This window comes from Saccharospirillum impatiens DSM 12546 (assembly GCF_000423605.1).
GTDB classification, from domain to species: domain Bacteria; phylum Pseudomonadota; class Gammaproteobacteria; order Pseudomonadales; family Natronospirillaceae; genus Saccharospirillum; species Saccharospirillum impatiens.
In genome coordinates this window covers 21471-42260 of sequence record NZ_AUIH01000036.1, presented here as the reverse complement: position 1 = coordinate 42260, position 20790 = coordinate 21471, and the positions used below count along the sequence as shown (strand labels likewise).

The 20790-nt window shown below is 56.5% G+C and carries 20 protein-coding genes; 17 read left to right on the top strand and 3 right to left on the bottom strand.

The genetic code is table 11. From position 1 onward, the window contains the following. Window positions 1-337: 337 nt before the first annotated feature. The 3 genes from G565_RS0115475 to G565_RS0115465 all read right to left on the bottom strand — a co-directional run bounded on the left by G565_RS0115475 (window position 338) and on the right by G565_RS0115465 (window position 3298). Window positions 338-1390, bottom strand: coding sequence for a branched-chain amino acid ABC transporter permease (locus tag G565_RS0115475; RefSeq protein ID WP_028671712.1), 1053 nt, complete (start codon window positions 1388-1390; stop codon window positions 338-340). A gap of 103 nt (window positions 1391-1493) precedes the next feature. Continuing rightward, the gene (locus tag G565_RS0115470; RefSeq protein ID WP_028671711.1) at window positions 1494-2498 is read right to left on the bottom strand and encodes a branched-chain amino acid ABC transporter permease; all 1005 of its coding nucleotides are present in this window, start codon (window positions 2496-2498) and stop codon (window positions 1494-1496) included. Beyond that, window positions 2498-3298, bottom strand: a complete 801-nt coding sequence (locus G565_RS0115465; RefSeq protein ID WP_028671710.1) for an ABC transporter ATP-binding protein — start codon at window positions 3296-3298, stop codon at window positions 2498-2500. Before G565_RS0115465 ends, G565_RS0115470 begins: the two co-directional genes overlap by 1 nt. Before the next feature lie 463 nt (window positions 3299-3761). Between G565_RS0115465 and iscR the strand changes: the two genes are divergently transcribed. From iscR to G565_RS0115375, 17 genes are all read left to right on the top strand, one after another. Next, entirely contained in the window at window positions 3762-4256 is a 495-nt protein-coding gene (iscR, locus tag G565_RS0115455; RefSeq protein ID WP_028671709.1) for a Fe-S cluster assembly transcriptional regulator IscR, read from the top strand. After that, entirely contained in the window at window positions 4253-5425 is a 1173-nt protein-coding gene (locus tag G565_RS0115450; RefSeq protein ID WP_037339661.1) for an aminotransferase class V-fold PLP-dependent enzyme, read from the top strand. Before iscR ends, G565_RS0115450 begins: the two co-directional genes overlap by 4 nt. Before the next feature lie 18 nt (window positions 5426-5443). Further along, entirely contained in the window at window positions 5444-6880 is a 1437-nt protein-coding gene (sufB, locus tag G565_RS0115445) for a Fe-S cluster assembly protein SufB (RefSeq protein WP_028671707.1), read from the top strand. Between the two features lie 71 nt (window positions 6881-6951). Further along, window positions 6952-7701, top strand: a complete 750-nt coding sequence (sufC, locus tag G565_RS0115440) for a Fe-S cluster assembly ATPase SufC (protein WP_028671706.1) — start codon at window positions 6952-6954, stop codon at window positions 7699-7701. Then, window positions 7702-8994, top strand: coding sequence for a Fe-S cluster assembly protein SufD (sufD, locus tag G565_RS0115435; RefSeq protein WP_051208038.1), 1293 nt, complete (start codon window positions 7702-7704; stop codon window positions 8992-8994). Beyond that, a complete protein-coding gene (locus tag G565_RS0115430; RefSeq protein WP_028671704.1) occupies window positions 8991-10211 on the top strand; it encodes an aminotransferase class V-fold PLP-dependent enzyme in 1221 nt (406 codons plus the stop codon). Before sufD ends, G565_RS0115430 begins: the two co-directional genes overlap by 4 nt. 120 nt (window positions 10212-10331) lie before the next feature. Further along, window positions 10332-10730, top strand: coding sequence for a HesB/IscA family protein (locus G565_RS0115425; RefSeq protein ID WP_028671703.1), 399 nt, complete (start codon window positions 10332-10334; stop codon window positions 10728-10730). Further along, on the top strand, window positions 10730-11257 hold the full coding sequence (gene sufT / locus G565_RS0115420) for a putative Fe-S cluster assembly protein SufT (RefSeq protein ID WP_028671702.1): 528 nt from the start codon (window positions 10730-10732) through the stop codon (window positions 11255-11257). Before G565_RS0115425 ends, sufT begins: the two co-directional genes overlap by 1 nt. A gap of 227 nt (window positions 11258-11484) precedes the next feature. After that, entirely contained in the window at window positions 11485-11904 is a 420-nt protein-coding gene (locus tag G565_RS0115415) for a SufE family protein (RefSeq protein ID WP_028671701.1), read from the top strand. 32 nt (window positions 11905-11936) lie between these two features. Further along, a complete protein-coding gene (locus G565_RS24405; protein WP_051208036.1) occupies window positions 11937-13499 on the top strand; it encodes a putative bifunctional diguanylate cyclase/phosphodiesterase in 1563 nt (520 codons plus the stop codon). A gap of 175 nt (window positions 13500-13674) precedes the next feature. Next, the gene (gene ndk / locus G565_RS0115405; RefSeq protein WP_028671700.1) at window positions 13675-14103 is read left to right on the top strand and encodes a nucleoside-diphosphate kinase; all 429 of its coding nucleotides are present in this window, start codon (window positions 13675-13677) and stop codon (window positions 14101-14103) included. A gap of 111 nt (window positions 14104-14214) precedes the next feature. Then, complete coding sequence (rlmN, locus tag G565_RS0115400; protein ID WP_028671699.1) at window positions 14215-15378, top strand: dual-specificity RNA methyltransferase RlmN; 1164 nt, start codon at window positions 14215-14217, stop codon at window positions 15376-15378. Next, window positions 15375-16163 carry a tetratricopeptide repeat protein gene (locus G565_RS0115395; RefSeq protein ID WP_028671698.1) on the top strand — a complete coding sequence of 263 codons (789 nt, stop codon included), beginning with the start codon at window positions 15375-15377 and terminating at the stop codon, window positions 16161-16163. Before rlmN ends, G565_RS0115395 begins: the two co-directional genes overlap by 4 nt. Beyond that, a complete protein-coding gene (gene ispG / locus G565_RS0115390; RefSeq protein ID WP_028671697.1) occupies window positions 16160-17281 on the top strand; it encodes a flavodoxin-dependent (E)-4-hydroxy-3-methylbut-2-enyl-diphosphate synthase in 1122 nt (373 codons plus the stop codon). The genes G565_RS0115395 and ispG overlap by 4 nt, the downstream gene beginning before the upstream one ends. 102 nt (window positions 17282-17383) lie before the next feature. Then, window positions 17384-18670, top strand: a complete 1287-nt coding sequence (gene hisS, locus G565_RS0115385) for a histidine--tRNA ligase (RefSeq protein WP_037339656.1) — start codon at window positions 17384-17386, stop codon at window positions 18668-18670. Between the two features lie 85 nt (window positions 18671-18755). Next, the gene (locus G565_RS0115380) at window positions 18756-19397 is read left to right on the top strand and encodes a YfgM family protein (RefSeq protein ID WP_028671695.1); all 642 of its coding nucleotides are present in this window, start codon (window positions 18756-18758) and stop codon (window positions 19395-19397) included. After that, window positions 19397-20551, top strand: coding sequence for an outer membrane protein assembly factor BamB (locus G565_RS0115375; protein ID WP_028671694.1), 1155 nt, complete (start codon window positions 19397-19399; stop codon window positions 20549-20551). Before G565_RS0115380 ends, G565_RS0115375 begins: the two co-directional genes overlap by 1 nt. Window positions 20552-20790 lie beyond the last annotated feature (239 nt).

Sequence of the window (20790 nt, the reverse complement as noted above, 5' to 3'; positions counted from 1 at the left end):
ACCCTTTTCGTCCCGTAACCTGTGTATTTTCAGCGCGGAAGTCTTCCTCCAGCAATGGGAGTATCTCCGGGTGAGCGTCCAGCACCCGCGATAGATTACTAAGGAACAAGCCAAACTTGTGTGGTGCATACACATCAAATAAACTGTTCTGTGCCGTGCGGGATTCTCGCATGGTAAGGCCCTTTTCTTTGTGCTTTGCTTTTTTGTCGAAGACAATTCTACAAAGTATTAGGGCCTTTTTAACCCTCTGATCGAGATTTTTCTTTTATTTTCAGAAGCTTAGCCGTTTATGGACGGGCACTAGCTAACAGCTCGCAGCTTCTTCGTCCTCTTCCTCCTACTTCGCGAATGGCCAGCGCGACAAAAAGCGCCAGAAACGGTCCCAGATGTTGACCAGACCCATCGGTTCAAAAATCAGAAAGCCAATGATCATCAGGCCGAATAAAATGTCGCGGACCGGGCTTACCCAGGTTTGCGCCGTAGCATCACCGCCAGTGACGTAGCCGGCGACAACTTTCAGCAACTCCGGTACCAGCAGTATCAGAATAGTGCCGAATATGGGCCCGAGTGTGCGCCCCATGCCACCGGCAACGAGGCACACAACCAGAGTAATAGACATGTTCAGCCCAAAGTCCTCCGGCAGTATAGCCGGGAAAAAGTAAGCCCACAGGCTGCCGGCCGCACCGCAATAAGCAGCAGAAATGGCAAAGCTTTTCAGCTTGTGGCTGAACAGGGCAATGCCGAGAATCTCGGCCGAGTAATCTTTGTCGCGAATGGCAATCAGAGCACGGCCAAACCGGGTGCGGAACAGGTTTTGAGCGAACAGCAGCATGATCACCATCACTGGCATAATGAAGAAATACTTGGCTTGCTGTGACACCAGTTCATAGCCAAAGAAAACGGCATTGGGCGTTTCAGTGCCGCGCACGCCGCCGGTCCATTCGGCCAGCCAGTCCTGCTCGATCAGAAACAGAATGATGAAGTTGGCCGACAAGGTCGCCACGGCCAGGTACAGCCCTTTAACGCGAAGCGATGGCAGCCCGAACAGAACGCCAAAAGCTGCCGCAACAACGGTTGAAATGACCAGTGTGATCAGTGGAAAGGTCAGCGGCCATTCATGATGAATGGCGACTGTGGTGTAAGCGCCCACGGCGAAGAAAGCGCCGTGCCCGAGCGACATCAGCCCGGTATAGCCGATCAGGACGTTCAGCCCGACAACGGCCACGATGAAAATGCCGATCTGGCCGGCCAGCAGCAGTGCATAATTGCTCGCCATAAAAGGGAAAACGGCCAGGGCAATGAGGGCTGCCACCAGCCCCCAGCGTTTGGGCCAGATCGACCAGATACCCTCATCGGCGCTGTAGTCAGTCTTGAAATGTCCGGTGATCATGGCGTTATCCTGTGGTCTGTCTGGTTTGGTTTGAGTGCCAATGCCGCCCAATCGGCACGTTCTTCGAAACGTGAGGTTAAGGGTTGGGAATCAGATGCTTCGGTCATATTCGCTCAATCTCCTCCTGACCCATAAAGCCATGGGGCCGGATCAGAATAACCACCAACACCGCAACATAAGGGACGATTTCTGCCACGCCACCGCCGAGTTTCCATTGCGCCATCGAACTGAGAATGCCGACCAGCATCGAGGCGATCAGCACGCCGGCAAAGGAGTCGAGCCCGCCCATCAACACCACGGCCAGCACAGACAAACCAAACAAACCAATCGCCGGCGACAACCCATTGCGGCTGGCCAGAATGGCCCCCGCGACGGCCCCGGTCGTTGAAGCGACCAGCCAGGCGGTGGAAAACACTTTGGGCACATTGATGCCCATGGCGTAGGCGGTGCTCTGATCTTCAGCTGTGGCTCGTATCGCGACGCCGGAACGGGTATAGCGCAGCACCAGCATCAGGGTCGCGAATAACAGCAGGGCGACCAGCAGGTTGACCAGAGAACCGCTGAACAAAAACAGATTCTGGTCGAACAGTTGAAAACGGATCGGGAAATTGGGCCCGAGCGCCGGGACTTGCTCGGCCTCGGCCGTCCAGATCAAACCGGCACTGCCTTCGAGGACCCAGATCAGACCAACCGTCGATAGAATCATCGCGAAGGCCGATTGCCCCAGCAGCGGGCGCATCACCAGTCGTTCGATGATCAGCGCCAGCACCGCATTGGCGGCTAATGCGCCCACCAGTCCCAGCAAAATGCGGGGCAGGTCACTGACCCAACTGGCAATGGCGGCGCGGGGCGAAAACATCGGAGCGTCACCAGCGTAGGCTAGCAACCAGGCAGGCTCCCAACTGCTGACCCAGCCAGGCATGAAGGCCGCTTCCGGCAGAACCACCGAAAAGGTGAAATAGAAGTAGGCACCGAAGAGAATCAGGTGGCCGTGTGCAAAGTTGACCACCTTGGTGGCCTTAAACACGGCAACAATACCCAGCGCGATTAACGCCAGCAGGCTGCCGGAGATCACCCCGTTGATCATGTACTGAATGAACTGGCCCATCAGGCGATTGCCTCCCCGGCTGTGTTGTCACTGCGATCGCTGGTGCCGAGGTACGCCTCGATAACAGCGGGGTTAGCTTGCACCTGTTCGGGGCTGCCTACAGCAATCTGGCGACCGAAGTTAAGCACCACGACCTGGTTGGAGATGTCCATCACCATGCCCATGTCGTGTTCAACCAGCAAAATGGTGGTGCCCCAGCGGGCCTGAATGTCGAGAATGAAACGGGCCATGTCTTCCGTTTCCTCCCGGTTCATGCCAGCCACTGGTTCGTCGAGCAGCAATACCCGGGGTTGCATGGCCAAGGCGCGACCCAGCTCGATACGTTTTTGCAAACCATAGGGCAGGGCGCCTACCGGGGCTTTTCGGATGTGGTCCAGTTCCAGAAAATCGATGACGTCCCGCTCGATCTCAGCCCGCAGCCGGGCTTCTTCCCGTTGGGCGTTTCCGTAATAAAAGCCTGCAGACCAAAACCCCGTGTTCAGTCGGGTATGGCCACCGAGCTTGATGTTTTCGAGCACTGACATTCCACGGAACAGGGCGATGTTCTGAAAGGTCCGGGCAATGCCAAGTGCGGCCCGTTTGTCGGCGCGCATGCCCGTGATGTCCTGTTCATCGAACAGAATTCGACCCTTTTGGGGGGTGTAGAACCCGGAAATGATGTTGAACAGGCTGGTTTTGCCCGCACCATTTGGGCCGATAATAGCGGTGATTTCACCAGACGCGGCGGTAAACGAGACATCGTCCAACGCCTTGATTCCGCCAAAGGCCAGGCTGGCCTCGGTAATACTGAGCACGGTCATACCCTCCCGGCCAGGCGAGGGATGGTAAGAAATAGCATGGCAGCGACTCCGGAGTGGCTCAGGTCGTGCCCGACCACTCGCTTATTGTTGTTGTTCGTCGTGATACTAACGGGCGTCCTGTTCAATCACTGTGCGGCTATGGCATCTGTGCTTTTTACCCGATGCCTGGCGCTTGAACGTCCGCGTATGTGCAATTTTGCTCTACTTATAACTAGTCCAGCTCGGGTGTTTTGTAAACGAAAGGTGGCTATTTGTTATTTTTTTGCATCAATGGTTCGGCTGGGGCGTGATCCGTGATTTGGTATCAAGGTGCGTGGCCGGGTGCTTTCGGCTTTTTAGTGGGCAATAGTTGACTGTTTTACTCAGGTATTTATAATTCGCGCCCATCAGAGCCTCTTTGCCATTCGGCAGCGGCTCGACGACCTTGATCCATGAACATCCAGCCATTTGGGGGATCACCCGCATGAGACTGACGACCAAAGGCCGCTATGCGGTAACGGCCATGCTGGATCTGGCGCTGAACCAGGAGGCTGGCCCGATCAGTTTGTCGGATATTTCCGACCGGCAGGGCATTTCACTGTCTTACCTGGAGCAGCTCTTTGCCAAATTGCGGCGCCATACGCTGGTGACGTCTGTGCGTGGGCCAGGCGGTGGTTATCAGCTGGGCCGGGCGAGTGATCTGATCAGCGTGGCCGACGTGGTGGATGCCGTCAGCGAATCGCTCGATGCCACCAAATGCCAGGGGAAAATCGGGTGCCAGCAGGGCGAAGTCTGCCTGACCCATCATCTGTGGCAGGACCTCAGTCAGCAGATTCATGACTTTCTGCACGGCATATCCCTGTCCGATCTGGTCGGGCGGCGTGATATTCAGGCGGTCAGCCAGCGTCAGCATCAGTTTTTGAAAACCGGGCGTTCCGAAGTCCCGAACGAAGCCACCATATTGGCCAGTCAGTTATGAGCACGCAACCGATGTACTTTGATTACGCCGCGACGACCCCGGTCGACGAACGCGTCGCCGAGCGAATGATGGCGCACCTGACCCGTGATGGTATTTACGGTAACCCGGCCTCACGCTCGCACCTGTTGGGTTGGCAGGCCGAGGAAGCGGTGGAAGATGCCCGCAATGAAGTCGCCGACCTGCTGGGTGCCGACAGCCGCGAGATCGTCTGGACCAGCGGTGCCACCGAGAGCAATAACCTCGCTATTAAAGGTGTCGCGGAACAATTCGCGCCCGGCGACTGCCATTTCGTTGTTGCCGCAACAGAACACAAAGCCGTGCTCGACCCGGTCCGCTACCTGGAACAAAAAGGGTATGGCCTGACGGTGGTTATGCCCGATGCCGATGGTGTTGTTTCGGCAGAAGCCGTCGCCGCCGCGCTGCAACCCAATACGCGTCTGGTCAGCATCATGGCGGCCAACAATGAGACCGGTGTGCTGAACCCGGTGGCGGGCATTGGCCAGCTGTGTACCGATCACAACATTTGGTTTCACGTGGATGCTGCGCAAGCCGTTGGCAAGATCCCGGTTCAGGTCGATGACTGGCAAGCGACGATGGCGTCGGTGTCGGCGCACAAGTTTTATGGCCCCAAGGGCGTCGGCGCTTTGTACGTGCGGCGTCGTTCCAGTTTAACGCTGTTGCCCCAGATTCACGGCGGCGGTCATGAACGCGGCATGCGTTCCGGCACCCTGGCGACTCATCAGCTGGTGGGTATTGGAGTGGCGGCCAGTCTGGTCGCAGAACACCTGACTGACGAAAGCCAGCGCATCGCCATGCTGCGCGATACGCTCTGGCAGGGCATTGCCGATCTCGGTGAGATACACATTAACGGCGGTCAGGCGCCACGTACGCCGGGGCACTTGAACATTCATTTCGGCGGCATCGACGGCGAGTCCCTGATGATGGCGTTACGCGATCTGGCGGTGTCTACCGGGTCGGCCTGTACGTCCGCCAGCGTTGAACCTTCGTACGTATTAAAAGCCATGGGCCTGAGTGATCAGGCTGCACACGGTTCCTTGCGCTTCAGCCTGGGCCGTTTCACCACCCGTGAAGAGGTGGACCAAGCCATACACCGTATTAGGGACGCCGTGACGGCCTTGCGCAAGCAAGCCAGCGCGGTGACCTCCTGACCTTCGCAGGGGAATATCATGAGTGAGAATATTGACCAGTATCTGAAGTCGGAATACTCGGCCGGTTGGATAACCGATATCGAGTCACTGACCATTCCGCCCGGTTTGAATGAAGACGTCATTCGTCTGATTTCGGCCAAAAAGCAAGAGCCAGAATGGATGCTCGAGTGGCGTCTGAAGGCTTACCGTGCCTGGCTGGACATGAAAGAACCAGAGTGGGCGCACGTGGTCTACCCAAAGCCGGATTTTCAGGCGCTGTCTTACTATTCGTCGCCAAAAAGCATGGAAGACGGCCCGCAGTCACTCGATGAAGTCGACCCCGAACTGCTGCGCACCTATGAAAAGCTGGGCATTCCCGTTCACGAGCAGGAAGTGCTGGCGGGTGTAGCGGTTGATATGGTGTTCGACAGCGTATCGGTGGGTACAACCTTCCGTCAGAAACTGAAAGACGCGGGTGTGATTTTTTGCCCGATTTCTGAAGCCGTGCATGAATACCCCGAGCTGGTACAGAAGTATCTGGGTTCGGTTGTGCCGCAGAAAGACAACTTCTATGCCGCCCTGAACTCAGCGGTCTTTTCCGATGGTTCCTTTGTGTACATTCCCAAGGGCGTGCGTTGCCCGATGGAACTGTCGACGTATTTCCGAATTAACGAAGCCAAGACCGGACAGTTCGAGCGTACGCTGATCATCGCCGATGAACGCAGCCAGGTCAGTTATCTTGAAGGCTGCACCGCGCCGATGCGCGATGAAAACCAGTTGCACGCGGCCGTGGTTGAACTGGTTGCGCTGGACGATGCCGACATCAAGTATTCAACGGTACAGAACTGGTACCCGGGCGATGCGCAAGGCAAGGGTGGTATCTACAACTTCGTGACCAAGCGTGGCATTGCTCACACCCGTGCCAAGATTTCCTGGACCCAGGTCGAAACGGGTTCTGCGGTGACCTGGAAATACCCGTCGTGCATCCTGAAAGGGGACGACAGCATTGGTGAGTTTTATTCCGTTGCGCTGACCAGTAATTATCAGCAAGCCGATACCGGCACCAAGATGATTCACCTGGGCAAAAACACGCGCTCGACCATCATCGCCAAGGGCATCAGCGCCAAGCACAGCTCCAATAGCTACCGTGGTCTGGTGAAGATGAACCCCGGAGCCGAAGGCGCGCGAAATTATACCCAGTGCGACTCATTGCTGATCGGTGATCAGTGCGGGGCTCATACCTTTCCGTACATTGAATCGAAGAACCCGACGGCGGTGGTCGAGCACGAGGCAACCACCTCAAAAGTCAGTGACGACCAGATGTTCCTGTGTCAGCAACGCGGCATCGATGCCGAAAAAGCAGTCTCGATGATTGTTAACGGTTTCTGCAAAGACGTGTTCCGAGAATTGCCCATGGAATTCGCCGTGGAAGCCGGCAAGTTGCTGGAAGTCAGTCTGGAAGGCGCAGTGGGTTAGTACCCCGGGCGGGCATCGCCGGCCTCTTGCGCACTCACGATGAACCGAATTTGAAGGAATGAGATTGAAACATGCTGAACATTAACGATTTGCACGCCCGGGTCGAAGATACGGCCATTTTGCACGGTCTGAACCTTGAGGTTAAGCCGGGTGAAGTGCATGCCATTATGGGCCCGAATGGGGCCGGCAAGAGTACCCTCGGCAATGTATTGTCGGGTCGTCCCGGTTATGAAGTGACCGGCGGCACGGTAACCTATAAAGGTCAGAATCTGCTCGAACTCGAAGCTGAAGAACGCGCCCGTGCGGGTATCTTTCTGGCGTTTCAGTATCCGGTTGAAATACCCGGCGTCTCGAACATGGAATTTCTGAAAGCCAGTGTCGATGCCATTCGTTCCGCACGCGGTGAAGAGGCGATGAGCTCGATGGATTTCATCAAGCTTGCCCGTGAGAAATGCAAAGCGGTGGACTTGCCCGCCGATTTTCTCAAACGCGGTGTTAACGAAGGTTTCTCCGGTGGCGAGAAAAAGCGCAACGAACTGCTGCAAATGATGCTGCTCGAACCGAGCCTGTGCATTCTGGATGAAACCGATTCCGGTCTCGATATCGATGCATTACAGGTGGTTGCCCGGGGCGTTAATGAACTGCGCAGCCCGGACCGGGGCATCATCGTGGTGACGCATTACCAGCGCCTGCTCGACTACATTGTGCCGGACTATGTGCACGTTCTGGCCAAAGGGCGCATCGTGAAATCCGGTGGTCGTGAACTGGCGCTGGAACTGGAAAAACACGGTTACAGCTGGATCGACGAGGAGGTGGCCTAAGTGTCCGACCCGATGCAGGCAGAACAGGCTCACCATGGCTTGCAGGCACAGTCAGACTGGGGCTGGCTGAAAGACTGGCGCGCGAGCGCCTGGTCGCAATTTGCCGCCACCCCCTGGCCGACCCGCAAGACGGAAGCCTGGAAGTACACACCGCTGAAATCCATGCTGGGCACCGAATGGTCGCTGTCTGAGCAGCCAGGTAGTGCGACCGGTACCGTGTTTGCCGACTGGGATCGCACCGTAATTACCCTGGTCGACGGCAAAGTCACCGATCATGGTGCCTTGCCTGAAGGCGTTAGTGTGCAGTTGCTGTCGAAAGCAACGGCCGAGCAGCGTGCCCGGTTTGAGCAACGGCTGGCCAAGACCCTGGCGGGCGATCAGCTGTTTACCACTTTCAACCAGGCGTTATTGGCTGAAGCAGTCTGGATCGAAGTAGCCCCGGAAACGGTGCTGGAGAAACCGCTGCACATAAACCAGGTGTTGTCGCCCAATGCCAACGGAAGAGCAGTGCCAGTTCGGGTTATGCTCGACTTGGGTTCTCGCAGCCAGATGACCCTGGTTGAAACCTTCGCCAGTGAATCTGACGGGCCGGTGTTCATTAACCCGGTGACGGAAATTGACGTGGGCGACAGCGCAAAACTGACGCATTACCACTTGCTGCTGGAGACCGGTGATGTTCGTCATCTGGGGTCACTGCAGGCGGTATTGCGCGCTCATAGCCAGATGAACAGTTTTCATATGGCACTGGGCGGTGTACTCAAGCGCAAAGACATCGTGGTTCGCCATTGTGGCAGTGGCGCTCACCTTCAGTTGAACGGGGTTTATCTGCCAAAAGGCAAAGAGCACGTCGATTACCACACCACACTGGAACACGAAGTACCGCACGGTACCTCCAATGAAGTGTTCCGCGGGATCATCGGCGATGATGCGAAGGCGGTGTTTAATGGCCGTATTCACATTCATAAAGACGCTCAGAAAACGCTGGCTGAACTGAGCAATAAAAACTTGCTGACCAGCCACCGTGCCGAAATCAACACCAAGCCGGAACTGGAAATTTACGCCGACGACGTCAAGTGCGCGCACGGTGCGACCGTTGCACAGCTCGACAAAGGCTCGCTGTTTTATTTTCTGTCTCGTGGCATCAGCCGGCAGGAAGCTGAAGTGATGATGAGCTTCGGCTTCATTAATGAGCTGCTCGAAGCGCTTGATGATGATCCGGTAAAACGGTTGCTGCGGCCTTTGCTGGCATCGCTGTTTGCCAAAGAAGATGACCTGGCGGGGCATTTGCTATGAGCTTCGATGTGAATGCGTTGCGCGCGCGCTTTCCGATACTCGACCAGCAAGTGAACGGCAAACCGCTGGTCTACCTCGATAACGGCGCCACAACGCACAAGCCCAACGACGTCATCGACGCCATTGCCGACTATTACCGGCACGATAACAGCAATGTGCATCGCGGTGCTCACACCCTGAGCGATCGCGCCACGGCGCGGTTCGAACAGGCCCGGGAAGCGGTGCGCGGTTTTATCAATGCGCGCAGTACCGACGAAGTGATCTGGACCAAAGGCACTACCGAGGCGATTAACCTGGTAGCGTTCAGTTGGGGTCGCGATAACCTGAAAAAAGGCGATCGCGTTCTGGTCTCCGGCATGGAGCACCACGCCAACATCGTTCCCTGGCAAATTCTGGGCGGTCAGACCGGCGTCGAACTGGTACCGATACCGGTGGATGATCGGGGTCAGTTAGACATGGCTGCGTTTGCGGATTTGCTTGATGAGCGCGTGAAGCTGGTATCCATCGTGCACGTTTCCAATGCGCTGGGCACGGTAAACCCGGTTGAAAGCATTATCGAGCAGGCCCACGCCGTGGGTGCGAAAGTGCTGATAGATGGTGCACAGGCGGTGGCTCACTGGCCGCTCGACATGCAGGCGCTGGATTGTGACTTTTACGCGTTTTCTGCGCACAAGATGTATGGCCCGATGGGCATTGGTGTCTTGTACGGCAAGCGTGAGTTGCTTGATGCGATGCCTCCGTTTATGGGCGGTGGTGAAATGATTGAAACGGTGTCTTTTGAAGGCACTACCTTCAATACCTTGCCGTTCAAGTTTGAACCCGGGACGCCAAATGTCGCGGGTGCCATCGGTACCGGAGCGGCCATTGAGTTTATCAACAGCCTCGATCGTGATGCCGTTGCTGCCCATGAGCGGGACGTACTCGATTACGCGGTCAGCCGCGCCAAAGACTACCCGGGTCTGACGCTGGTGGGCGATGCCGATCATCGTGCCGGTGTCTTGGGTTTTATTCTGGACGGCGCGCACCCGGCTGATCTGGGCATGTTGCTCGACCAGCAGGGTGTTGCGGTGCGCACAGGCAACCATTGCGCCATGCCGATCATGACCCGGTTTGGTTTGACCGGCAGTGTGCGTGCCAGCTTTGCGCTCTATAACACCCGTGCCGATGTCGATGCGCTGTTTGCCGGGCTTGATAAAGCCAAAACTTTTTTGATGTAAGCGCTGTTGACCCCATATCGGTAGTACAAATCGGTACTACATATCGGTACTGTAAATCGGTACTTTTAATCGGTACTGCACCGACGGGAAACAGCCCCTTTATGAAACAGGAGTACGACCATGAGTGTTGAATCCTTTGATCCGAGTCAGTCGGCCCAGCTGACCATGACCGCCGCCGCCGTTGAGCACAGCCGCCGCCAGATACAGGAAGCTGGCGCCCAGGGCATACGGCTATCGATCAAGGAAAGTGGCTGTTCCGGCTACATGTACATTGTCGATCTGGTGACGGAAGCCGATGAGACCGATGTTCGGTTACCGATGGCCGATGACGTAACCTTGTTTGTGCAAAAAGACGCGCTGCCCATTGTGCAGGGGACCGAGATCGATTTCGCCAAAGACGGCATTAACCGGGTGATCAAGTTTCGCAACCCGAACGTAACCGCCGAATGCGGTTGTGGTGAAAGCTTTGTGGTCGACTCCGATGCCGCTGACACGGATCTGGCGGAGCCTGCGCACTGATGGAAAAACGCATGGTGGTCACCCAGCGGGATGTTGAAGCGCGGCTGGTGCCGGTAGGTACGCCCATCACCATTCCGCAGGACAGCTTCGTCACCCTCACTCAATCGCTCGGTGGCAACTACACCGTGGTGCATAACGGCAATATGGCCCGCATTGACGGGACTGATGCTGATGCACTCGGTTTTGAACCGCAAAAACTGGAATTTGAGCCGCGTGCTGATGGCCAGATCGATGAGGCCCAGGTTTGGGCGGCCATGGAATCCATTTTCGACCCGGAAATCCCGGTCAATGTGGTCGCGTTGGGCTTGATCTACAAGGTGGCCATCGAAGGCCATAACGTGATGATCGACATGACCCTGACCGCCCCGGGTTGTGGCATGGGACCCGTGCTGGTCGACGACGTCAAATACCGGGTCGCCAAGGTGCCGGGTGTCGAATCGGTCTCGGTCGAACTGGTGTTCGACCCGCCCTGGAGCCGGGATAAGATGTCGGAAGAGGCCCAGTTGGAAACCGGTCTGTTTTTCTGAATGCGTTTTGCCCACTGCACTAATAAAATATTTTGTTTGCAACCAATAGAGTGCCGGGTGCCGAGTATACCTTTCCGGGGAAGTCCGCAGCAGGGATGCTGCGGTCTAGGCCCCATGGATGGGTTAACGCCGACCCCGGAAAGGTATGCTCGGTGGCTGGCACGGGCGATTGGCACCAATGATACTGAGCCACCAAATGTGACTAACAACCAACCAGCAGGTCAGCCATGAGCACCGAATTCGGAACCGATGTTACCAGCGACGACATAGTCGAAACCCTGTCTTTTTTTGACTCCTGGGAAGACCGATATCGCTATATCATTGACCTGGGCAAGGATTTGCCGCCCATGGACGATTCCCTGAAAACCGATGAGCGCATCGTACGCGGTTGCCAGAGCCAGGTTTGGCTGGTTGATGACGCCGGGGGTGAGCGCATCCGTTTTCAGGCCGATTCCGACGCCCACATCGTTCGTGGCTTGCTTGCCATTGTTTTAGCTGCCTACAATGGCAAGACACGTCAACAGATTCTAGACTTCGATACCGAAGCCTATTTTTCGCAGCTGGATCTGGTCAAACACCTTAGCCCGACCCGTGGTAACGGGTTGAGAGCCATGGTTGCCCGGATCAAGGACATCGCTGCTCACTGACATCAAGGTAGAGCCAACCTGGCGGGTAGCCTGTGCGTCACAAACGATGGATCAGTCTGGGGCTGTTATTGCTCTGGCAGGGGTCGGCCTGGTGGTCATTGCGGTCACTGGCGATGCCCTGGGGTTTGTGGGTTGCGCTGGCCAGCGGGCTGTTCTTTGGTGGCATTATTCTTCTGGTTTGGTCCATTCATTATCGCCGTCTCAAGCGAACGGCTGACTATCGGGTGCTGGAAGCGCATCAGCAGATTGAGTCTGTGCGTCAGGAAGCCAATAAAGACCCGTTGACCGGTTTGAACAGCCGGCGTTATATGCGTGAGCGGCTCGATGAAGCCTTGCACGTGGCCATAGAGCGTAACCATCTCTGTGCGGTGCTCATGATGGACCTCGACTTTTTCAAGGACATCAACGAAGCCCTGGGGCACCAACTGGCCAATCAACTGCTGGAGAGTGTGGCCGTGCGGTTGCGTTCTGTGGTGAAAAAAGGCGATTTGCTCGGATATTACGGGGCCGATGAATTTATTGTGCTGTTGCCGCACATTCAGGATGGCATGGCGGCCGAACTTGTCGCTCGGCGAATACTGGCCAGTATGGCTGAGCCCTTTGCGGTTAATTCGCATTCGTTGGCTGTATCGGCCTCCATCGGAGTCAGTTTGGGCCCTGTTGATGGCCGCGACGGGGAGACGCTGATTCGGGAGGCGGACAGCGCGCTGGCGCAGAGCAAGGCCAGTGGTCGCCGGGGGTATCAGTTCTTTACCCAGTCGATGAATATTCAGGCGGCCGAGCGGTTGCAGATCGATCAGCACTTGCGCGGCGCCCTCGGACGCGGTGAATTATCGCTGGTCTATCAGCCTATTGTCGCGACTGAAGGCCGGAGCCTAAAGGGGATGGAAGCGCTTATTCGCTGGAACAACCCGGCGCTGGGGCGGGTGCCACCGGATGTCTTTATTCCCATTGCCGAACAGATCGGGGTTATTGGAGAAATCGGGCACTGGGTATTAACAGAAGCTTGCGCGCAACTGAAGCATTGGCAGTCACTGTATGAAGTTCCCATGATGATGTCGATTAATGTGTCGCCGCGTCAGTTTCAGGACGGGAGTATTCTGGCGGCTGTGAAGTCGGTTCTCGGTCAGGTGTTGCTGAACCCGAATTCATTGCAGTTGGAGGTGACTGAAGGGTTGCTGGTTAATGCGTCTGAACGGGTGGTCGGGGAGCTGAACGTGTTGAAAGACGCCGGAGTACACCTGGCTCTGGATGATTTCGGGACCGGATACTCATCGTTATCCTATTTACGTTACTTACCGTTCACTGTATTGAAGATCGACAAAACCTTCATCAACGATATCGCCCGGCGCAGCCAGGATGAAGCGATGGTCGGCGCCATGGTAAGAATGGGGCACAGTCTGGAGATGACGGTTGTGGCCGAAGGTGTGGAAACGGCAGCACAGATGCATTGCCTGGAGGCTTTGGGCGTAGACAGCATTCAGGGCTACTATTTCAGTCAGCCGTTATCACCGCGTGAGTTTGAAAACCGTTTTCTGTCCCGGGGCCGCGCCACAGGCGTAGCGCTGGACGCGTCGGTATGGGATCGGCTCTGAAGACGCCATCGGCGTTCCGTTCACTTTACGGTCGCTCCACCGGGCGGTCCTGACGCCCGGGGCGCCTGCCTGTGTCAAGTCGGGTAAAACCCGCTCCGGAGCCATGGTAACGGCGGCTCCAGCCACGTATAATCCGCGCCCGACTCAATTCGTACACAGTGGAGCTTTACTGAACATGGCTATTGAACGCACTTTTTCCATCGTTAAACCCGATGCTGTTGCTAAAAACCTGATCGGCGCTATTTACAGCCGTTTTGAGGCCTCTGGTCTGAGCATTGTGGCCTCCAAAATGGTCCACCTGAGCCAGGAACAGGCTGAAGGCTTTTACGCCGAGCATAAAGAACGTCCGTTTTTTGGGGCACTGGTCCAGTTCATGACCTCTGGTCCTGTTATGGTTCAGGTTCTGGAAGGCGAAAATGCGATAGCCAAGAACCGCGAAATCATGGGTGCAACCAACCCGGCAGAAGCTGCAGCTGGCACTCTGCGTCACGACTTTGCTGACAGCATCGATGCGAACGCCGTTCACGGTTCTGATGCACCGGCTTCTGCAGAACGTGAAATTGCGTATTTCTTCTCCAACGATGAGCTCTGCCCGCGCGGCTGAACCATCGATGCGGGGCCGTTACAGACGGCCCCGGCAGGCCGATACTGGCAAGCCAGCGGGTTTTCCCGGTCTGCTGTTTTAGAACGATCGACTGAATACAACGGTGAATCCATGACTGAACAAACGGTACAAAAAGTGAACCTGCTGGGGATGGGGTTGCCCGCTCTGGAGGCGTTTTTTGTCGACCGACTCGGCGAGAAGAAATTCCGCGCGATCCAGGTTATGAAGTGGATTCACCAGCATGGCGTCGACAATTTCGACGACATGACGGATATCAGCAAAGTAACCCGGGCCAAACTCCAGCAGTGTGCCGAGATTGTCGCGCCCGAGGTGACTTTTCAGAAAGATTCCAAAGACGGCACCCGCAAATGGGTCATGAAGATGCCAGGCGGCAGTGCCATTGAAACCGTGTTCATTCCTGAAGATGACCGCGGCACGCTTTGTGTCTCCTCCCAGATTGGCTGCGCGCTCGACTGTTCCTTTTGTTCCACCGGCAAGCAAGGCTTCAACCGCGACCTGAGCACCGCTGAAATCATCGGCCAGGTCTGGATTGCGGTGCAATCCTTTAATCAGCCCGGTGAAAAGCGCCAGCGTCGGGTCACCAATGTGGTCATGATGGGCATGGGTGAGCCCCTGTTGAACTTCGACAACGTGGTCGAAGCCATGGGGATGATGATGGAAGACAATGCTTACGGCTTGTCAAAGCGTCGGGTTACCTTAAGCACCTCGGGCGTGGTGCCTGCCATTTACGAGCTGGCCAAGGTGACTGATGTCGCCCTGGCGTTGTCGTTGCATGCCCCAAACGATGCTTTGCGCAACACCCTGGTGCCAGTGAACCGCAAGTACAACATTCAGTCGGTGCTGGATGCCTGCAATCATTACATGAGCCGGTTCTCGGAGAAGCGGGTAACCACCATCGAATACACGCTGATGAATGAAGTCAACGACAAGCCCGAGCACGCTCATGAACTGGTCGAGGTATTGCGCGATACTCCGTGCAAGATCAACCTGATTCCGTTTAACCCCTTTCCGAACTCGGGTTATGAGCGGCCCAGCAACAATCGCATGCACCGCTTTCGCGATATTCTGCTGGCCGCCGGCTATAACGTTACCATTCGCAAAACGCGAGGCGACGACATCGACGCCGCTTGCGGTCAGCTTGTTGGCGAAGTGACCGACAAGACGCGCCGCTCTGACCGGTTTATCGAAGCCGTCCAATTGGGGCAAACGGCGGCTGGCCTGGCCGGAGCCCGGTTCCAGAGGAGCGTGTCATGAACCTGTTGCGAGCTATAATGCTGGTGAGCGTCTCGTTGCTGTTGACTGCCTGTGTTACCACGACTCAAAGCCCGTTCTCCGGCAAGCAGGATCTGGAAAAGGCCGTCGAAACCTATATCCAGATCGGCTATGCCCATTTCGAGAACAACAACCTGTTTGAAGCCAAGCGCTCGCTTGATCAGGCGCTCGATATTGATAGCCGGGCATCCGGCGCGCATCTGGGGTTGGCCCGGGTGTATGAGGTTGAGCGTGAAGTGGACCTGGCTGATCATCATTTCCGACGCGCCATTCGCTACGATGGCGGTACTGAAGCCCGGTTTCAGTATGCCGTGTTTCTATACAATGAGCGCAGATATGAGAATGCCCGCGAGGAGTTCGAGGAAGTCACCAAGGATACGTTTTACCAGCGTCGCGCCCAGAGCTTTGAATACCTGGCGTTGAGTGCCCGGCGGGTTGACCGGGTTGATGAGGCTATAACCGCCTATGAGCGGGCCATTGTTCTGGATCGTTTGCTGGTGAACAGTTACATCGGCCTTGCCGACCTGCAGTTCCAGCAGGAACGCATGCAGGAAGCGTTGCGCGCTTATCGCGGCTATATCTCCCTGGTGCGAGCCGAACGCGCCAATCAGAGCCCCTTCAGTCTGTGGCTGGGCATCCAAATTGCCTACGCCATGAACGATGAAGACCTGTATTCTTCACTCGTTTTGCAACTTCGCAACCGCTTCGCCAACAGCCCTGAGTTCGCCGAGTACCAGCGCTGGAAGCAAGCACAGGACGAAACATGAACAAGCAACACGTCAGCCCGATCAAACGTCGGGTTTCCCGTAAAATCTGGGTTGGAGATGTTCCTGTGGGTGGGGACGCTCCCATTGCCGTGCAGAGCATGACCAACACCGAAACCTGCGATGTGGATGCCACGGTCGGTCAAATCGAACAACTGCAGCAGGCAGGTGCCGACCTGGTTCGCGTATCCGTGCCCAGCATGGACGCCGCCGAGGCCTTTGGCGCCATTCGCAAACGCGTCAGCCTGCCGTTGATCGCCGACATTCATTTTGATTATAAAATTGCTCTGCGCGTTGCCGAACTGGGCGTCGATTGTTTGCGCATCAACCCCGGCAACATTGGCCGGGAAGACCGGGTTCGTGCCGTGGTAGAAGCCGCACGGGATCGCAATATCCCGATCCGTATCGGTGTAAACGCCGGCTCGCTGGAAAAAGACCTGCAAAAAAAGTACGGCGAACCGACACCGGAAGCGCTGGTCGAATCGGCCATGCGCCACATTGATATTCTGGATCGACTGGATTTTCAGAACTTTAAACTCAGCCTTAAAGCGTCCGATGTGTTTATGACCGTCGCCGCCTACCGCCAGATTGCCAGCCAGATCGAGCAGCCCCTGCATCTGGGTATCACCGAAGCCGGTGGTTTGCGCTCGGGCACGGTTAAATCGTCGGTCGGTTTGGGCATGCTGTTGATGGACGGCATTGGCGATACCTTGCGGGTGTCGCTGGCCGCAGATCCGGTCGAGGAAATCAAAGTCGGGTTTGATATTCTGAAAAGCCTGCGACTGCGCAACAAAGGCATTAATTTTATTGCCTGCCCCAGTTGCTCGCGGCAAAATTTCGACGTGATTGGCACCATGAATGCCCTTGAGTCGAGACTTGAAGACGTACTGACACCGCTGGATGTTGCCGTGATCGGGTGCGTGGTGAATGGGCCAGGCGAAGCGAAAGAGGCCGATCTTGGTCTGACTGGCGGCAGCCCTTCGAACTTGATTTATGTCGATGGCAAACCCGATCACAAGGTGCAAAACGACACGTTGGTTGATCATTACGAACAACTGATCCGTCGTAAAATTGCCGAAAAAGAAGCTGAAGAAGCGCTGGTCATTGCCCGGAGTGAGTAATATCCGATATTGCTTGCACGGCCCCGGGCGTGCGACAGGCCACTCGCTGACCGAATTGAATTAGGGAGAGACAGGTTGTCCACTTTACAAGCCATTCGTGGCATGAACGATATCCTGCCGGATGCAAGCCCGGTGTGGCAGTACCTGGAAAGTCAGATCAAGGCCGTTCTGGATCAATATGGGTATCGTGAAATTCGCATGCCTGTTGTGGAACCGACGGCTCTGTTCAAGCGCGGTGTGGGCGAACATACCGACATCGTCGAGAAGGAAATGTACACCTTCGACGATCGCGGTGGTGACAGCCTGACCTTGCGCCCCGAGGGAACCGCCGGTTGTGTGCGGGCCGCCCTGCAACATGGCCTGCTGCACAATCAGATTCAGCGGCTTTGGTATAGCGGCGCCATGTTTCGCTATGAACGGCCGCAGAAAGGGCGTTATCGTCAGTTTCACCAGATCGGGGCAGAAGTGTTTGGCATTGCTACGCCGGACATCGATGCTGAGCTGATTCTGGTGTCTGCCCGCCTGTTCAACAACCTCGGGTTAAGCGATTACGTGACCCTTAACCTGAACACTCTGGGCAGTGCCGAGGCGCGAGGCCGCTATCGCAAGGCGCTGGTCGATTACCTCGAAACCGTTAAAGAGCAGTTGGATGAAGACAGCCAGAACCGACTGTACAGCAACCCCCTGCGTATTTTGGACAGTAAGTCAGAGAACACCCAAAAGCTGCTCGACAGCGCGCCCCGGTTCGATTCCTACCTGGATGACGACTCGCGACTGCACTTTCAAAGCCTGTGCACGCGGCTGGACAGCGCAGGTGTCCGTTACGTGGTGAACCCGCGTCTGGTCAGGGGGCTCGATTACTATTCCCAGACCGTATTTGAGTGGATAACCGACAGCCTGGGTGCGCAGGGCACTGTTTGTGGTGGCGGGCGCTATGATGGCCTGGTGCCCATTCTGGGTGGCAAGCCGACACCGGCAGCCGGGTTTGCCCTGGGTGTCGAGCGGCTGTTGTTGATGCTCGAAACACTCAACAAAATACCGACCCGTGTCTTTGACACTGTCGATGCCTATCTGATCATGGCCGGAGATCTGGCTGAAACCCAGGGTATGGCGCTGGCTGAAAAGCTTCGCAGCGATGTCGCCGGTCTTCGGCTGATTTCCCACTGTGGTGGCGGCAGTTTCAAAAGCCAGATGAAGAAAGCCGACAAGTCGGGCGCTCGCTGGGCGCTGATTCTGGGTGAAGACGAGGCCGCCGGCAGTCAGGTCACGGTTAAGTTCCTGCGCGATGATGCACCACAGCAAACCCTGGCGCAGGGGGAACTGGCGAACTGGTTGATGAATCAGTATGGTAGCCAGTCGCAACACGCGGTTACGCACGCACAATCATAAAACAGACCCTCCGGTTGACACCGGGGAACCGGATGCCTGGGGTTCATGATGAACCGCCTGGTATCCGCCAGAGGAGAAAGACAGGGTGTACGATACCGAACAGGAACAGATTGAAGCGATTAAACGCTGGTGGGCAACTTACGGCAATGGCGTGATTGGTGGCATTCTGGTGGCACTGATCGCCTATTTTGGCTGGTTGTATTACAGCAATTCTGTCGATGCGAAACAGGAAGCCGCCTCGGGTTTGTACATCACCCTGATGGAGCTGGTAGACGACCCGCAAAGCGATGCCGGGGAGCGCCTTGCGCTGGCACAAACGCTGAAGTCTGATTACGCCGACACAACCTATGCTGTATACGCAGCTCTGCAGGCCGCCAAAAGCCGTGTCGAGCAAGGTGATTTGCCCGCGGCTGAGGTGGAGTTAACCTGGGCAGTTGAGAACAGCGATGCGCTGTTGCTGCCTGTGGCTCAGGTCCGGTTGGCGCGGGTTCAGTTTGCCCGCGACAACAATGCTGCCGCGCTGGCGACGCTCGATGGCATTGCATCGGAGGGTTATGACCTGGTTATCAATGAACTGCGTGGCGACATCCACAGCGCTGAAGGGGATGCCGCAGCCGCACGTGAAGCCTACCGGCTGGCCTATGAGCAGGCGCAGCAGCAAGGCGTGGAAAGCCCCTATCTGAAAATGAAGCTGGATGACCTGGCTGCCACGACGGACGACGCTTGATGCGGTTGACTGCGATACTGACGCTGGTCGCCAGTTTGTTGCTGGCGGCCTGTTCGTCGGGCCCACTTCGAGAGGCGCCGACGCCTCTGCCTGAAGAGCGGCCAGAGAAAGCCCGGCTGACGATTGACTGGTGGCATATTCTGGTCGATTTCTACACGGAAGTGCCGTTGAATCGGATCACGCCGACCGTTACGGAGCAGGGCATTCTTACGGCATCGCCACTGGGTGAGATTGTATTGTTGAATGACCGTGGCCGGTTCATCTGGCGCCGTCAGGTGGCTGATCAGATCGTGGCGCCGGTTGCGGCCGATGATCGGAACATGCTCATTGTCACCGGTAACGGTGATTTGCTGATGCTCGACTGGAGCGGCGAGCCACTCTGGCGCAACGCGCTGGGCGCGCTGGCAACAGAAGCCCCCGTTTTGCTTGATGACCGTATTATCGTGCAAACCACCGATGGCCGCGTTTCGGCGCTGGAGCGCACGACAGGTCGCACGCTCTGGGCCTATCAGGACCTGGAGCCGAGTCTGACGGTGACTGGCACCGCGGCGCCGGTTGTGGTGAATGACTGGGTCGTCACCGGGCTGGCCAACGGCAAACTGGTTGCGCTGAACCTGAACGATGGCTCTCCGGAATGGGAATATCGCCTGGCGAGGGCATCCGGCAAAACCGATGTGAGCCGATTGGTCGATGTTGATGGTTCGGTTACCGTTGTTGATGGCTATATTCTGGCCGCCGGGTATCAGGGTGATATGCTGGTGATCGAGGCAAATTCGGGTCGGGTAGTGGCGTCGAAGCCTTTCTCGACCTATCGTGCCATCGTTGCCGGTGAAAATTACTGGTATGGCGTTAACGATCAGAGCCACGTAATAGCCCTTGATCCGCAAACTCTGGAGCCAGTCTGGACTCAGGAACAGTTCACTTACCGCCGGTTGACTAAAGTCGTTGAATGGCCAGGGCAGAATGCCCTTGCCGTGGCCGATGGCGCTGGCTTCGTGCATGTGCTGGATGCTGATTCCGGTGAATGGCTGGTCTCACATCAGATCGACTGGACCGGCATTTATACCGCCCCGGTGCCGTATGGCGACCGCTTGTTGCAACAAGGCAACAGCTCGCGCATCAAGATGTTGAGTTTGCGCCGGCGCGATCAATAACGGCCGTTGGTGGCGGACTGAAGGGTAGATTTTAATACTTCACGTTTCGGAGTTTGCAACCAACTGAGTGTCAGGTGCCGGGTGTGCCTGTCTGGGGGAGCCCGCAGCAAGGATGCTGCGGTCTAGGCCCCATGGATGGGTTCACGCCGACCCCAGACAGGCACACCCGGTGCCTGATACGGACGCCTGGCACCAAGGCAAAAGCGAACTCTGAAACGTGACAAAAATACAAACCGCGA

Bases quoted from the DNA above. Each gene is read 5' to 3' on its own strand.
- ispG (WP_028671697.1), top strand. From the start codon at position 16,160: ATGAACAAGCAACACGTCAGCCCGATCAAACGTCGGGTTTCCCGTAAA.
- rlmN (WP_028671699.1), top strand. From the start codon at position 14,215: ATGACTGAACAAACGGTACAAAAAGTGAACCTGCTGGGGATGGGGTTG.
- G565_RS0115430 (WP_028671704.1), top strand. From the start codon at position 8,991: ATGAGCTTCGATGTGAATGCGTTGCGCGCGCGCTTTCCGATACTCGAC.
- sufT (WP_028671702.1), top strand. From the start codon at position 10,730: ATGGAAAAACGCATGGTGGTCACCCAGCGGGATGTTGAAGCGCGGCTG.
- G565_RS0115475 (WP_028671712.1), bottom strand. From the start codon at position 1,390: ATGATCACCGGACATTTCAAGACTGACTACAGCGCCGATGAGGGTATC.
- G565_RS0115395 (WP_028671698.1), top strand. From the start codon at position 15,375: ATGAACCTGTTGCGAGCTATAATGCTGGTGAGCGTCTCGTTGCTGTTG.
- sufC (WP_028671706.1), top strand. From the start codon at position 6,952: ATGCTGAACATTAACGATTTGCACGCCCGGGTCGAAGATACGGCCATT.
- G565_RS0115450 (WP_037339661.1), top strand. From the start codon at position 4,253: ATGAGCACGCAACCGATGTACTTTGATTACGCCGCGACGACCCCGGTC.
- sufB (WP_028671707.1), top strand. From the start codon at position 5,444: ATGAGTGAGAATATTGACCAGTATCTGAAGTCGGAATACTCGGCCGGT.
- G565_RS0115425 (WP_028671703.1), top strand. From the start codon at position 10,332: ATGAGTGTTGAATCCTTTGATCCGAGTCAGTCGGCCCAGCTGACCATG.
- G565_RS0115415 (WP_028671701.1), top strand. From the start codon at position 11,485: ATGAGCACCGAATTCGGAACCGATGTTACCAGCGACGACATAGTCGAA.
- G565_RS0115375 (WP_028671694.1), top strand. From the start codon at position 19,397: ATGCGGTTGACTGCGATACTGACGCTGGTCGCCAGTTTGTTGCTGGCG.
- G565_RS0115465 (WP_028671710.1), bottom strand. From the start codon at position 3,298: ATGACCGTGCTCAGTATTACCGAGGCCAGCCTGGCCTTTGGCGGAATC.
- G565_RS0115470 (WP_028671711.1), bottom strand. From the start codon at position 2,498: ATGGGCCAGTTCATTCAGTACATGATCAACGGGGTGATCTCCGGCAGC.
- ndk (WP_028671700.1), top strand. From the start codon at position 13,675: ATGGCTATTGAACGCACTTTTTCCATCGTTAAACCCGATGCTGTTGCT.
- hisS (WP_037339656.1), top strand. From the start codon at position 17,384: ATGAACGATATCCTGCCGGATGCAAGCCCGGTGTGGCAGTACCTGGAA.
- iscR (WP_028671709.1), top strand. From the start codon at position 3,762: ATGAGACTGACGACCAAAGGCCGCTATGCGGTAACGGCCATGCTGGAT.